13 protein-coding genes are annotated in these 12,602 nt (G+C 62.8%); 6 read left to right on the top strand and 7 right to left on the bottom strand.

Annotated elements, in window-relative coordinates; genetic code table 11:
* Positions 1-12 precede the first annotated feature (12 nt).
* The 3 genes from V6L75_RS03135 (at position 13) to V6L75_RS03145 (ending at position 3,209) form a co-directional block, all read left to right on the top strand.
* Positions 13-774: a 16S rRNA (uracil(1498)-N(3))-methyltransferase gene (locus V6L75_RS03135; protein ID WP_334250072.1), complete on the top strand. Its 762-nt coding sequence runs from the start codon at positions 13-15 to the stop codon at positions 772-774.
* Positions 775-857: 83 nt separating this feature from the next.
* Complete coding sequence (locus tag V6L75_RS03140; protein ID WP_334250073.1) at positions 858-2,231, top strand: glutamate--cysteine ligase; 1,374 nt, start codon at positions 858-860, stop codon at positions 2,229-2,231.
* Positions 2,232-2,378: 147 nt separating this feature from the next.
* On the top strand, positions 2,379-3,209 hold the full coding sequence (locus tag V6L75_RS03145) for a DUF937 domain-containing protein (RefSeq protein ID WP_334250074.1): 831 nt from the start codon (positions 2,379-2,381) through the stop codon (positions 3,207-3,209).
* 134 nt (positions 3,210-3,343) lie between these two features.
* Here V6L75_RS03145 and V6L75_RS03150 read toward each other — a convergent pair whose 3' ends face one another.
* On the bottom strand, positions 3,344-3,676 hold the full coding sequence (locus V6L75_RS03150) for a DUF1127 domain-containing protein (RefSeq protein WP_334250075.1): 333 nt from the start codon (positions 3,674-3,676) through the stop codon (positions 3,344-3,346).
* A 233-nt stretch (positions 3,677-3,909) separates the two neighbouring features.
* On the opposite strand from V6L75_RS03150, the gene V6L75_RS03155 reads away from it, so the two are divergent.
* The gene (locus tag V6L75_RS03155) at positions 3,910-4,785 is read left to right on the top strand and encodes a LysR substrate-binding domain-containing protein (RefSeq protein WP_334250076.1); all 876 of its coding nucleotides are present in this window, start codon (positions 3,910-3,912) and stop codon (positions 4,783-4,785) included.
* Positions 4,786-4,794: 9 nt separating this feature from the next.
* Here V6L75_RS03155 and V6L75_RS03160 read toward each other — a convergent pair whose 3' ends face one another.
* On the bottom strand, positions 4,795-5,712 hold the full coding sequence (locus V6L75_RS03160) for a DMT family transporter (protein WP_334250077.1): 918 nt from the start codon (positions 5,710-5,712) through the stop codon (positions 4,795-4,797).
* A 117-nt stretch (positions 5,713-5,829) separates the two neighbouring features.
* On the bottom strand, positions 5,830-6,435 hold the full coding sequence (locus tag V6L75_RS03165; RefSeq protein WP_334250078.1) for a hypothetical protein: 606 nt from the start codon (positions 6,433-6,435) through the stop codon (positions 5,830-5,832).
* 103 nt (positions 6,436-6,538) lie between these two features.
* Between V6L75_RS03165 and V6L75_RS03170 the strand changes: the two genes are divergently transcribed.
* Positions 6,539-7,240, top strand: coding sequence for a type 1 glutamine amidotransferase (locus tag V6L75_RS03170; RefSeq protein ID WP_334250079.1), 702 nt, complete (start codon positions 6,539-6,541; stop codon positions 7,238-7,240).
* Between the two features lie 18 nt (positions 7,241-7,258).
* Here the strand turns inward: V6L75_RS03170 and V6L75_RS03175 are convergent, their stop codons facing one another.
* The gene (locus V6L75_RS03175; protein ID WP_334250080.1) at positions 7,259-8,422 is read right to left on the bottom strand and encodes an alpha-hydroxy acid oxidase; all 1,164 of its coding nucleotides are present in this window, start codon (positions 8,420-8,422) and stop codon (positions 7,259-7,261) included.
* Between the two features lie 43 nt (positions 8,423-8,465).
* Positions 8,466-9,302: an FCD domain-containing protein gene (locus tag V6L75_RS03180; RefSeq protein ID WP_334250081.1), complete on the bottom strand. Its 837-nt coding sequence runs from the start codon at positions 9,300-9,302 to the stop codon at positions 8,466-8,468.
* Between the two features lie 166 nt (positions 9,303-9,468).
* On the opposite strand from V6L75_RS03180, the gene V6L75_RS03185 reads away from it, so the two are divergent.
* Positions 9,469-10,791 (top strand): DUF3422 family protein, encoded by a 1,323-nt coding sequence (locus tag V6L75_RS03185; protein WP_334250082.1) that lies wholly within the window; start codon positions 9,469-9,471, stop codon positions 10,789-10,791.
* Positions 10,792-11,049: 258 nt separating this feature from the next.
* Here V6L75_RS03185 and V6L75_RS03190 read toward each other — a convergent pair whose 3' ends face one another.
* Both V6L75_RS03190 and V6L75_RS03195 read right to left on the bottom strand, forming a co-directional pair.
* Positions 11,050-11,445, bottom strand: a complete 396-nt coding sequence (locus tag V6L75_RS03190) for a c-type cytochrome (RefSeq protein ID WP_334250083.1) — start codon at positions 11,443-11,445, stop codon at positions 11,050-11,052.
* A 109-nt stretch (positions 11,446-11,554) separates the two neighbouring features.
* Positions 11,555-12,496 (bottom strand): LysR family transcriptional regulator, encoded by a 942-nt coding sequence (locus V6L75_RS03195; RefSeq protein ID WP_334250084.1) that lies wholly within the window; start codon positions 12,494-12,496, stop codon positions 11,555-11,557.
* Positions 12,497-12,602 lie beyond the last annotated feature (106 nt).

The following is a 12,602-nucleotide window of genomic DNA, read 5'->3' on the forward strand; positions in this document are numbered from 1 at the left end:
CAGGATGACGCCATGGCCAAATACGAATTCCGCATGCAGCGCCTGTTTGTGGAGGCTGCGCTGGCGCCGGATGCAGAAATTGCCGCGGACAAGACGCAGGCCAACTACCTTCTCAATGTTCTGCGGCTCTCGGAAGGCGATGAGGTGCTGCTGTTCAACGGCCGGGACGGGGAATGGCGCGCCCGGCTGAAGCTGCCCAGCCGCAAGAGTGTCATTCTATGCCCGCATGAGCAGACGCGGATGCAGCCCGCCTCTGAAGGCCTTGTCTATCTCTTTGCGCCGTTGAAACATGCCCGCCTCGACTACATGGTGCAGAAGGCGGTGGAAATGGGAGCGGCGCGGCTCGTGCCCGTCATCACGGCTCACACCCAGGCGGCCCGCGTCAACACCGAACGCATGACCGCCAATGTGATCGAGGCGGCCGAGCAGTGCGGCATCCTTGGCCTTGCCGCAGTCGAGGAGCCCCGTGCTCTTGCTGCCGTGCTGGCGGACTGGACAGCGCAGGAAGGGGAGCGGCGCATCATCTTCTGCGACGAAAGCGATGATGGTGCCAACCCGCTGCAATTGCTCGCCGCCCTCAAGGACGAAGGGGGGGCTGTTGTGCCGCCAGCTGTCCTGATCGGCCCGGAAGGCGGCTTTTCTGCAGCCGAACGCGCGCAGCTGAAGAGCCTTCCCTTCGTCACCGCCATTCCGCTCGGCCCCCGGATCCTGCGCGCCGACACTGCCGCAGTTGCCGCACTGGCGGTCGTTCAATCGGTACTTGGCGATTGGTAATTCAATCTATCAAACAAGTTTGATTGTGCGGCGCGCTGCCCCCCGGTAATGTGCGCGCCGATCTCAAGTTTGAAAGACGACGCATGGCCCGCGATACTGTTGATTCCACCCCGATTTCGGGCGCCCGTGAACTCGCTGAACATCTGGAGTCAGGCTGCAAGCCGGAAGACGGCTTCCGCCTTGGCACCGAGCACGAGAAATTTCCGTTCTACAAGGCGGATTTCTCTCCGGTTCCCTATGAAGGGCCGCGTGGCATTGAGGCGCTGTTGAACGGCATGGAAGGAATGCTGGGCTGGGAACGGATTTCCGACAAGGACAAGATCATTGGTCTTGCCGATCCGGTCGCCGGCGGCGCGATTTCCATCGAGCCGGGCGGGCAGTTCGAGCTGTCGGGCGCACCGCTCGACAACCTGCACCAGACCTGCCGTGAGACCCATGCGCATCTGGCACAGCTGCGCGAGATTGCCGAACCGCTCGGCATCGGCTTCCTGGGGCTCGGCTTCACGCCAGACTGGCGGCGGGACCAGATCCCGGTCATGCCCAAGTCGCGTTATGCGATCATGTCGAATTACATGCCGAAGGTTGGCTCGCTTGGCCTCGACATGATGTACCGCACCTGCACCATTCAGGTGAACCTCGACTTCTCCAGCGAAGCCGACATGGTGAAGAAGCTGCGCGTCAGCCTGGCGCTGCAGCCGGTTGCCACTGCCATCTTCGCCAACTCGCCCTTCACGGAAGGCAAGGAGAATGGCTTCCAGTCGTTCCGTGCCGAAATCTGGAAGGACACGGATGCCGACCGCACCGGGCCGATGCCCTTTGCCTTCGAGGACGGATTCGGCTTCGAAGCCTATGTGAACTGGGCCATCGATGTGCCGATGTATTTCGTCAAGCGCGGTGACACTTACCACGATGCGACGGATACCACCTTCCGCCAGTTCATGAACGGGGCGCTGAAGGACCGGCTGCCGGATGGGCTGCCGACCATCGGTGACTGGAACAATCACCTGTCCACCCTGTTCCCGGACGTGCGCCTGAAGAAATATCTGGAGATGCGCGGCGCCGACGGCGGCCCCTGGCGCAAGATCTGTGCACTGCCCGCGCTCTGGGTGGGCCTGCTCTATGACAAGGGCATCCTTGATGATGCCTGGCAGATGGTGAAAGACTGGACCGCGGAAGAGCGCCTTGCCCTGCGCAATGGCGTGCCCATCCATGGTCTTCAGACGCCGTTCCGCAAGGGCAAGGTGCTGGATCTCGCCCGCCAGATGACGGCCCTGTCGCTGGAAGGCCTGAAGCGCCGCGCCCGGCTGAATGATGGCGGCCAGGACGAGCGGGTGCATCTGGCAACCGTGGAAGAGACGCTTGCCCTCGGCATTTCTCCGGCAGACCAGATGCTGGCGAAGTTCCACGGCGAATGGCAGGGCGATGTGACCCGTGCTTATACGGACTACGCCTACTGAAATCGCATGATTTGCCAGCCGGCCCCTCAACTCCCTGTTGATGGACCGGCTGGTTCAGGTTCAGGCGCCACGCGCCATTTGACGTCTGCCGCCGTTGCGCTGATCATGGGGAAAGCTCACGATCCGGTGCGAGGCATTATGAACGGCATGGCAGGTCATCCTTTCTCCTTCGATCCCGCACAGGTTGTTGATGCCGTGCGCCAGCAGTTCGGCCTCAATGAGGCGGATGTGGCCCGGGCCATGGGTGCGCTGATCCCCACCGCCTTCACCGGCCTCAAGCACACGACAGCCGCGCCCAATGCGTTCCAGTCCTTCATGAGTTTCTTGCAGGGGCAAGCGCCGTCCGTGATGGCCGAGCCCTTCTCGGCTGCGCCCGTGCCCTGGTTCTATGGCTCTGATCCGCTGCAGAAGGCGGTGGCCTCGCAGATTTCAGCCTTCACAGGCGTCCAGCAGGAGGCTGTGGCTGCGCTCATGCCCGTTGCCGCAACGCTGGCGCTTGGGAACGTCGCCCGGCCTTTCCTGCAAGGGCAGGCGCGCGATCTGCTGGACGCCTTCATGGCAGGCTATGCCCGTGGCCGCCCGAAGCCCATGCCGGGCGCGGCCATGATGGCGGGCTATGGCGAAGCCGTGCAGTCGTTCTGGTCGGGCTTCTTCGGCTCTGCCGCCGATGCTGCGGGCAAGGCGGCCAGCTTCTGGGGGCTGCCCGCCGCAGGGCAGGGCAGCACTGCACAGCCTGCGTCTGCTCCGGCAGCGCCAGAGGCCTCAGGCCGCCCGGCTGCGGCTGCCCGAAAGCCTGAGCCGTCTCCTGCCCCCGAAAGCGCACCCGAGCCGGAGGTGGCAGCACAGGCTCCAGCGCCGGGGGCATCCATCGTTGAAGACTGGCTGTCCGCCGGACGCGCCTTTCAGGAAAACCACATGAAGGCGATCGAAGGCCTGTTTGAGCGTTTCGGCCCCGTTGCTCTTCCTGGCCGGGCGTGAGGTAAAAAAAAGGCCCGCCGGGGGAGGCGGGCCAGGTATTGTCGGCAAGGCAATCGCCGACGGGGTAAGGCGATGGACCAGACCTCAGAGCCTGCGCGGGGGGACAGACGCAGGCGAGATCCCGTCCATCAGTCTCAGGCGGCCATTTGCGGGCCTGCATTGGACGCTGCGAAGACCGGAGCGGTCCTCTGAGGCTGCGGGATCAGCACAATGCTTGCCGGAACTCCGGCCTGCGAGGCATGTGCGTTGCGCCGGGATGCCTTGGTCAGGGCAAACGACGGATCACGGAAGAAGGGCGCCGCAAGAGCCGTGCGAACGTCCCCCCTTGTCAGCCCGATATCCGCGAGCTGAGCATCTGTGAGGTCATTGAGTTTGCGCGCCTGATGGCGGTTACGCACCACGCGCCATGCTCGCGCTGCGATACCGGCGATGCGGTGGATCAGCTGCGTCTTGAGCGGGGCGTACATGGCGTCAAACTCCTTCATCTCCGGGAGGCTGCGCTCCCGTCAGTGTCTGTCATATTCATCCGGCCGAGCTCAGTAGTTTTACGCTCTTCCGATAGGGGGACCATGTCAGAGCCGCTTGAATTTATCTAACGAATGTTTTTAATGGATTTGATCAATGTTGGTGATGGAAGGGATGTGAATGCAGGAAAAGTCCTGTATTTCCGCGCCTTCGGCATCTGTGTGGCGAGGGTTTGATGCTCGATCTCGATCAATTGCGCACGTTTGTGGCCATAGCTGAATATGGCAGCTTCACCCGCGCGGCGGAGATGGTGCACAAGACCCAGTCCGCCGTGTCCATGCAGATGCGGCGGCTGGAGGAGAGAATCGGCCGCCCCATCTTCATGCGCGACGGGCGCCTGTCCCGGCTCACCGAAGAAGGTGAGAAGCTGCTGCACTATGCCCGCCGTCTGGTGCAGCTGAATGACGAAACATTGGCCGCTTTCGACGAGACGGAAGTGCAGGGCATGGTGCGGCTGGGCACGCCGGATGATTATGCCGACCGGTTCCTGCCGGAAATTCTGGCACGGTTCTCCCGGTCCAATCCAAAGGCCGAGGTCAGCGTGGTCTGTGCGCCGACGGCCAATCTCATCGATCTCGTTGTAGCCAACGAGCTGGATGTGGCGATCATCACCCACGTGGAAAAGCCCGGCGGCCAGCGCGACGAGGTGATCCGGCGCGAGCCGCTGCTCTGGGTCACGTCAGCCCGCCATGCGGTGGAGAATGAGGACGTGCTGCCGCTGGCGCTTGGCCGTGCCACCTGCGGCTGGCGGCGTGCGGCGCTTCTGGCGCTGCGCTCGGTCGGGCGGGAGCACCGGCTGCTTTATTCGAGCTGGAACTCCACCGCCGTGGGAGCTGCCGTTCTGGCGGGTCTGGCTGTTTCGGTGCTGCCGGAATCGGCTCTGCGGCCCGGCATGAGGGTGCTGGCGGAATCCGATGGTTTCCCCAAGCTGCCGGAATGTGAGATTGCCGTCATGCGCTCCTGGCACCAGCACTCCCGGGTGACGGAAGCGCTGGTGGAACACATCATTTCCTCGCTCGATAACCTGTCCGTGCCGCAGGCGGCAGAATAGATCCGCAGCCTACCGGCTGCGCAGCATGATCACATTGCCCGCGATGACGAGGGCAAGGCCGAGCAGGGCAGCGAAGGTCCAGACATAGCCTTCGAAAATGGTCGAGACCGTCAGTGCCACCACGGGGAAAATGACCGTGGAATAACCTGCCCGCGCAGGTCCGATGCGGCCGAGAAGCGTCAGGTAGGAGGCAAAGGCCAGCACAGAGGCGATGATCGACAGATAGGCGAGGCTGCCAAGATAGATGAGCGTCGGTTCCACCGCAAAGCTGTCGCCGCGCAGCAGGCTGAAGGTGCCGAGCAGCGCCGCGCCATAGATCATGCCCCAGGTGGTGGCTGAAGTGATGCTGATGCCTGCCTTCTGGGTGGACGAGGACACCATGTTGCCAAGGCAGAAGGACAGGGTGCCTGCCGTGCACAGGGCAAGTCCCTTCAGCGCATCAAGGTTCAGTTCAGCCCCTGCGATTTGCGGCCAGAACATCAGCGCAATGCCTGCAAAACCAATGAGGCCGGCGGCCAGAATGATCAGCTTCGGCCGCTGCCGGAACAGCACCACGCCAAGGATCAGGTTGAAGACCGAAGCCAGCGAGAACACCACGGCAAGCAGGCCGGAAGGCAGATGCTTGGCACCATAATAGAACAGGGTGAAGTTGGTGGAGAAGATGAAGAGCCCGAGTGCCGCAAAACGCAGATGGGTGCGCAGCGGAAAGGCAAGCCTTTCCCGGCGGATCAGGCTCCAGCCCAGCATCACGGCGGCTGCCAGCACGAAGCGCCAGAACACGGAAACTTCGGGCGCCACATTTGCCACCTGCCCCTTCATGGCAATCCAGCTGAACCCCCAGGAAAACACCGTCAGGCCGTAAAGACCAAGGTCCTTCGAGGTCAGCGTGGAGGCGGGGGCGGCAATCCGGCTTTCAGCCATCGTCATCTCATGTCTCTCTTCTGCCGTGTATCCGGGCGGGAGAATGCGCCGCAGGCGCGCAAAATTCAAATGATAGTCGTTGAAGCGACCAATCTGTTTTGTAAATGGAACCTTGCGGAAGCTTCAGGGATTGTGATGCCAAAGTGGCTGATATCCGCCAGACAGGGCTGCCAGTGACAAGGCCGGGGTGATAACCCGAAGGGTGGAAACGGGGCTTGTGGCCGCATATCCGTCCGGGCTCCAGCGCAGAAGGCGGCCTGACTTGAGAGCGAGAAATCCCGCTCCGTCCGTCAGCATGGTGCCATCCGGCAGGGTCCTGAGAGCCGCGTCACCGGCAGGCTTGCCCTGCCAGCGGGGGCCGCGCTCGAGTGCCAGCTGCCGGTCCATCCAGCCTGCGCCGGGCAGCGTCTCGAGGCCAAGATGCCGGGCGGCCGCCGTTGCATAGGCTTGCGCCTCTACCCGTCTGCATTCAAAGCAGGGCCTGTGCCCGGCGGCAAGAGCCGTCACCTCATCCAGAAAGAAGAGTTCCGTGTAGCCTTCACCCATCACCTGGCGGTGGCGGTTCTTGAAGGACAGGACGCAGCAGATCCAGCGGCGGGAGGCTTGCAGCCGCCTTATGGTCTTCGTTGCCGGATCGTGCAGCCGTCCACCCCGGTTGCCCATCAGCAGGCCCCGGCAAGGGTGAGAGACTAGCTTTCCATCGGGCCAGACCCGGTTTTGCAACGGCATGCCGAAATCTCCATTCAAAGGGAGGGCAGCGTGCCGCCGTCCCTTGACTAGGTTAGGGATACTGCCACATTCGCAAGCGTTGCCGATATCTGCCGGAGATCTCATGCGCGTTCTTGTCATCGAAAACTATCCGCTCACCCCGCATGGACAGGTTGGCCGCGCCCTTGCGAATGCGGGTGCCGAAGTGACGGTGGTTAAGGCTTTTGAGGGAGAGGCAGTGCCGCTGAATGCTGCGGGCTATGCAGGCCTTGCCGTCTTTGGCGGCGGGCAGAATGCGCTGGATGACGAGGGCTCACCCTTCCTGCCGCAGATCTGTGATCTGATCCGCGGCTTTCACGCTGAGCAGAAGCCGGTGCTGGGTATCTGCCTTGGTTCGCAGCTCATCGCCCGTGCCTTCGGCGGGCGCAACATCATCGGCAGGCCCATCGAATTCGGCTGGCATGACGTGATGCCAACCGATGCGGGGAAGGCGGATCCGGTGCTGTCGGCGCTGGGGGAGGGCGCGCCGCTGTTCCACTGGCACAATGACACGTTTGATCTGCCCGAGGGCGCGGTGCACCTGGCATCAAGCGCCCGGACACCTCACCAGGCCTTCCGCATGGGCGCAGCGACCTATGGTATCCAGTTCCATTTCGAGGCTGCCGAACCTGAGGTGCGCGACTGGTCCCGTGACTTTGCCGGCATGATCGCCGAGAACACTCCAGACTGGGCGCAGCGGCTGGAAGCCGAGATTGCGCGGCACGCGCCCCGTGCCGATGATACCGGTGCCCGCCTTGCCGCCAACTGGGTCCGCCTGCTTGGGTGAGGCGGACCCGGCCGTTCGTCAGCGCCAGCGGTCGGCGAAGTCTGCCGGCAGCAGCAGGTTGTGCCTGCCCAGATCCTTGACGTTGCGCTCGCCGCAAAGCGCCATGGTGATGTCCAGCTCCTTGTGGATCACCTCAAGCGCCCGCGTCACACCAGCCTCGCCCATGGCGCCCAGGCCATAGACGAAGGCGCGGCCGATCATGGTGCCCTTGGCACCCAGCGCCAGCGCCTTCAGCACGTCCTGACCGGAGCGGATGCCGCTGTCGAGATGGACCTCGATCTTGTCACCCACCGCGTCCATGATCTTCGGCAGGGTGCGGATCGAGCTGAGCGCGCCGTCGAGCTGCCGGCCTCCGTGGTTCGACACGACGATGGCATCGGCCCCAACATCCAGCGCCTTCTTCGCGTCTTCTGCATCGAGAATGCCCTTGAGGATGACCGGCCCGTCCCACCACTTGCGAAACTCGCGGATGCGCTCCCAGTCCAGTGAAGGATCGAAGGACTCCGCAGTCCATGTGCCGAGCGAGGAAGGATCGGTAACGCCCTTGGCATGGCCGACAATGTTGCCGAAGAAGCGCCGCTTGGTCTGCAGCATTTCCAGCCCCCACGGCACCTTGGTGGCAAGGTTCAGGATCGAGGAAGGCGTCAGCTTCGGAGGGGCGCTGAGGCCGTTCTTCAGGTCCTTGTGGCGCTGGCCAAGCACCTGCAGGTCAACGGTAATCACGAGTGCCGAGCATTTGGCCGCCTTGGCGCGGTCAAAGAGGCGGCGCATGAAGTCATTGTCCTTGAGTGTGTAAACCTGAAACCAGAACGGTTTGCTGGTGTGCTCCGCCACGTCCTCGATGGAGCAGATCGACATGGTGGAAAGCGTAAAGGGCACGCCGAACTTCTCCGCAGCGCGGGCGGCCTTGATCTCGCCGTCGGCTGACTGCATGCCGCACAGCCCGACAGGGGCCAGGGCAACCGGCATTGTGCAGTTCTGCCCGACCATCTGCGATGCCGTGCTGCGGCCGGCCATGTCGACGGCCACCCGCTGGCGCAGGCGGATCTCATCAAAGTCCGAGGAGTTCTCGCGGAATGTCTGCCCGGTCCAGCTTCCGGTCTCCGCATAGTCGTAGAACATCCGTGGCACACGGCGCTTGTACAGCCGCTTGAGGTCTTCGATCTCGGTGATCACAGGCATGCGTTCAGATCCTTCCCCATGTCATGGGACGTAAGTCCGGGTTTCACGTCTGGCGGGCGGTTGCCGGTTCCGCCGGTTTTGCTGATGACTTTGCCCGGGTGCGCCGGGGTTTGGGCAGGCTGGCAATGCGCTGATCAAGCCTGAGGTTTGACAGGGCGCTGCGGGCACCTTCGCGCCCGGCCTCCGTCAGCGCCTGGCGCACAAAGGCAATGTGTGCCTCTGCGGCCTGCCGCGCGCCTTCGCTGTCGCCGGCGGTCACGCTGGCGAGGATGGCCCGGTGCTGGTCCAGCAGCGCCTCGCGGGCACCGGGATGGCGGAAGAGCTTCTGCTGGCTGAAATAGACACCGGCTTCCAGCAGCCGGTAGCAGGCCCGCAAGGTGTGCAGCAGGATCATGTTATGGGCTGCTTCTCCGATGGCCTGATGAAACTCCACGTCAAGCCGGGCCTCTGCTTCATGGTCTTCCGCCTCGAAGGCTGCGGCCATTGCCTCCACAATGCGAGTCAGCAGCGCATGATCGGCAGCGGTGGCCCTTGCCGCCGCCTTGGCGGCTGCAAGGCCTTCAATATCGCTGCGGAAGTCGAGATAGTCTTCGATGGCGGCTGGATGGCGGGCGATGAGGTCCAGCAGAGGTTCGGAAAACACCGGGCCGGTCAGGTCTGCCACATAAGTGCCACCGCCCTGGCGGCTCACCAGAAGCCCGCGCTCTTCCAGCGTCTTAAGAGCCTCACGCAAGATCGGCCGAGACACATCCACCAGGTCCACCAGCTCCCGCTCGGGCGGCAGCCGGTCGGCCGGGCGCAGCACGCCATTGAGGATCAGAAGCTCGATCTGATCCACCACAGCATCGGCGGTACGGGCATGATTGACCTTCGCGAACATGCGAGTCTCCGTTCTCCCTGCTTTAATTGGTCAAATTTCTTGTCCAATTGCAAGACCCGCTTTGCGTGACCCCTTACATTGTGTCGCAGCTTGCTTCCGTCGCAATTTTGCGCATGACAGATGCGAGGATACTGCGTCACTTTGGGGCAGGAAGACGGGGGCGAGAATGAACGCGGACGCAAACACGCAGCAGACAGGCGGCTTGCTGCCATTCGGCAAGCATCACCTGAGGGCAGCCGTACTGGGCGAGCTCCATGCCCGCCCGTTCCGCGCGCTGGAAAGCCCTCGCATTCTGCTGCATTACGCCTTCACATGTGATCCCCAGGCCATACGGGATGACCGGCTCTGGTTTGCCGATCTGTGCCGCAGCCAGGGCGTCAAGGGGCCGGGGGAGAGTGACCGCTCGCATGTGTTGCCGATGGCTGGCGGTTCCCTGCGCTGGGAGCAGCATTCGGAGTTTATCACCTACACTTTTGACGTTGCGCCGGATGGCAGCCACCCCTTCGGGCGAATTCCCGCCGGTCATCCCTTCGGATCGGGCTTCCGGGCTCCGGGGCCGATGCTGGTTGCGGCAAGGCTGGACGTTGTGCCGGAAAATGGTCACGACGAGGCCGCGCTGACCCGGTGGTTCGACCGGGCGAGCCTCACAGCCCTTCAGTCTGAGGAGGGGCGTGCCATTGCCATGACGGATTTCCGGCAGGATGGCGAGGGACTGACCCGAATTCTGCTGATCGACCGGGGCATGGCGCCCAGCCAGACTGGTGCGCTGGCGCAGCGTCTCATCGAGGTGGAAACCTACCGCACGCTCGCACTGCTTGGGCTGCCCATGGCCACAGAGCTCTCGCCGGACGTCCGGCGGATCGAGGAGGAGCTTGTGCAGCTGACCGGGGAGATGCGCGGGGCCTCGGACATGGACAGCAACCGGCACCTGCTGGAGCGCCTTTCCGATCTGGCGGCTGATCTGGAGGCGGGAGCGGCGGCCAGCGCCTACCGCTTCGGGGCGAGCCGTGCCTATCACAGCATCCTCAAGGCGCGGCTGGGGACAATCGAGGAAGCCGTGGTGCCGGGATATCTCGGGCTGGAGTCCTTTCTCGCACGCCGTATTGCCCCGGCCATGCGCACCATCGAATCGGTAGAGAACCGGCAGATCAACCTGTCCCGCAAACTTGCCCGCGCCACGACGCTGCTGCGCACGCGGGTGGATGTGGACATGGAACGCCAGAACCGGGATCTGCTCGATTCCATGAACCGCCGCGCCCGCCTGCAGTTGCGCCTGCAGCAGACGGTGGAGGGCCTCTCGGTGGCCGCCGTCAGCTACTATGTGGTTGGGCTGGTGGGCTATCTCGCCAAGGGTCTGAAGGAAGCGGGTGTGCCCATGCCCGATCCGGGCCTGGTCTCGGGAATGTCGGTGCCGCTGGTGCTGCTTGCCGTCTGGTGGACCGTCCGCCGCATCCGGGCGCATCACACGGATACGGGGGAGCCGCATTGAAGGGGGGGGAAGCTGAGCGCTCAAAATAACAACACCGTCATGCCATGACTTGATCATGGCATCCATCCCGTTGCTTATTGTTCCGTTTCTTGAAAGTAAAAATGTTCTATCGTGTGCTGATTTTGTTGTTACGTATCGATGTGGATGCCATGGTCGAGCCATGACATGACGAAAATATTTGATTTTGACTGATAAATATATTCATGAAACGCAAAAGACCGGGCGTTTGGCCCGGCCTTGCTTATCCGGAAATCCGGATTACTTCGTTGAACCGTCCGCATTGAACTGGTTCATATAGGCGATCACGTCGAGGACTTCCTGATCCTTCTTCAGACCAGCGAAAGCCATCTTGGTTTTCGGGACGAGGCCTTTCGGGTTCGCCAGGTAGGTGTGAAGGGTTTCTGCGTCCCACACCTTGCCACCGGCAGCGAACTCGGTCATCGCCGGGGAATACTTGAACTCGGCAATTGAGGCGACCGGGCGCCCGACGATGCCGTTCAGTTCCGGGCCCACCTTGTTCTTAGCGTCCGCACCTACAGCATGGCAGGCCATGCACTTCTTGAAGACCTTCTCGCCTGCAGCGGCATCGCCGTCTGCGCGTGCCCCCGTCGTCACCGCTGCCAGCATGGCAGCAGCAAGCACTGCATATTTCATAATCATTCTCCCTCAGTCACGGCCGCCAAGCCGGTAACAGGGAGGATATTCTAATCATGCTATGTGACAACCGGGTGCGTCACTGTGGCTCATACGCAGAGTTACGCCCTCAGCCTGCCGCGCGCTCCATGCTGCCGAGCCAGCCGGACAGGCCTTCATCCCAATAGGGCTGCGGACCGTAGAGCTGGGCGAGAAAATCGATGAAAACCCTCACCTTGGCTGGCAGGAAGCGCCGGGTCGGATAGACCGCATGCAAGCCAACGTCCTTGGAAGCGCGGTATTGGGGCAGAACGATCTGCAGCTTGCCCTCGCGCAGTTCCGGCCCCACGTCCCAGGTGGAGCGAAGGGCGATGCCGACGCCGGCCAGCACCGCTTCACGCACCACCTCGCTGGAATTGGTGCGCAACGGGGCATCCGTCTTGACGATCTCAAGCCCGCGCGGGCCCATCAGCCGCCAGGGATCCTGCGCAGCGGCGGCGACGCGCACGTGGTTCTCGACAAGGTCGTCAATGCTCTTGGGCTCGCCATGGCGCTCGAGATAGGACGGAGCAGCACAGAGCACCCGGTGCACGGGCGCAAGGCGCCGGGCAACGAGGCTGGAGTCGGACAGTTCGGCAATGCGGATCGCCAGATCGTAGCCGTCCCCCACGATGTCGACGAATTCGTCCGACAGGTCGAGGCTGACATAAAGGTCCGGATTGGCTTCGAGAAAACGGGCGAGATAGGGCGCAACATGCATGCGGCCGAAGGATGTGGGAGCACTGACCTTGAGTGTGCCGCGGGCCTGCGCCGATCCCCGTGTCACAAAGGTTTCGGCTTCCTCCACCGAAGCCAGAATGGCGAGAACCCGGTCGTAGAAGCCATGGCCAGCCTCCGTCAGGGCAATCTGCCGGGTGGTGCGTTGCAGAAGGCGGGTGCCGAGTTTGTCCTCCAGCCGGCGGATTCGTTTCGACACGACGGCGGGGGAAAGCCCCATCTCCCGTCCTGCAGCCGACATGCTGCCGGCAGTAACGACCCGGGCGAAGATTTCCATATCGGTCAGATTGCTCATTTTATTCCCGCCGGAAAGAGAGCTAGTAAGGGACCGCATATTCCGCTTGAGCCGGTTTTTTGCCAGACTGCCTTTCCGTAAGGCTGACAGAGGGCATTTCCGGGGC

Source organism: Pannonibacter anstelovis (assembly GCF_036881715.1).
Lineage (GTDB): Bacteria > Pseudomonadota > Alphaproteobacteria > Rhizobiales > Stappiaceae > Pannonibacter > Pannonibacter anstelovis.

Coding starts and splice junctions, on each gene's coding strand:
- V6L75_RS03135 (WP_334250072.1), top strand. CDS start 13: ATGGCCAAATACGAATTCCGCATGCAGCGCCTGTTTGTGGAGGCTGCG.
- V6L75_RS03140 (WP_334250073.1), top strand. CDS start 858: ATGGCCCGCGATACTGTTGATTCCACCCCGATTTCGGGCGCCCGTGAA.
- V6L75_RS03145 (WP_334250074.1), top strand. CDS start 2,379: ATGGCAGGTCATCCTTTCTCCTTCGATCCCGCACAGGTTGTTGATGCC.
- V6L75_RS03150 (WP_334250075.1), bottom strand. CDS start 3,676: ATGTACGCCCCGCTCAAGACGCAGCTGATCCACCGCATCGCCGGTATC.
- V6L75_RS03155 (WP_334250076.1), top strand. CDS start 3,910: ATGCTCGATCTCGATCAATTGCGCACGTTTGTGGCCATAGCTGAATAT.
- V6L75_RS03160 (WP_334250077.1), bottom strand. CDS start 5,712: ATGACGATGGCTGAAAGCCGGATTGCCGCCCCCGCCTCCACGCTGACC.
- V6L75_RS03165 (WP_334250078.1), bottom strand. CDS start 6,435: ATGCCGTTGCAAAACCGGGTCTGGCCCGATGGAAAGCTAGTCTCTCAC.
- V6L75_RS03170 (WP_334250079.1), top strand. CDS start 6,539: ATGCGCGTTCTTGTCATCGAAAACTATCCGCTCACCCCGCATGGACAG.
- V6L75_RS03175 (WP_334250080.1), bottom strand. CDS start 8,422: ATGCCTGTGATCACCGAGATCGAAGACCTCAAGCGGCTGTACAAGCGC.
- V6L75_RS03180 (WP_334250081.1), bottom strand. CDS start 9,302: ATGTTCGCGAAGGTCAATCATGCCCGTACCGCCGATGCTGTGGTGGAT.
- V6L75_RS03185 (WP_334250082.1), top strand. CDS start 9,469: ATGAACGCGGACGCAAACACGCAGCAGACAGGCGGCTTGCTGCCATTC.
- V6L75_RS03190 (WP_334250083.1), bottom strand. CDS start 11,445: ATGAAATATGCAGTGCTTGCTGCTGCCATGCTGGCAGCGGTGACGACG.
- V6L75_RS03195 (WP_334250084.1), bottom strand. CDS start 12,496: ATGAGCAATCTGACCGATATGGAAATCTTCGCCCGGGTCGTTACTGCC.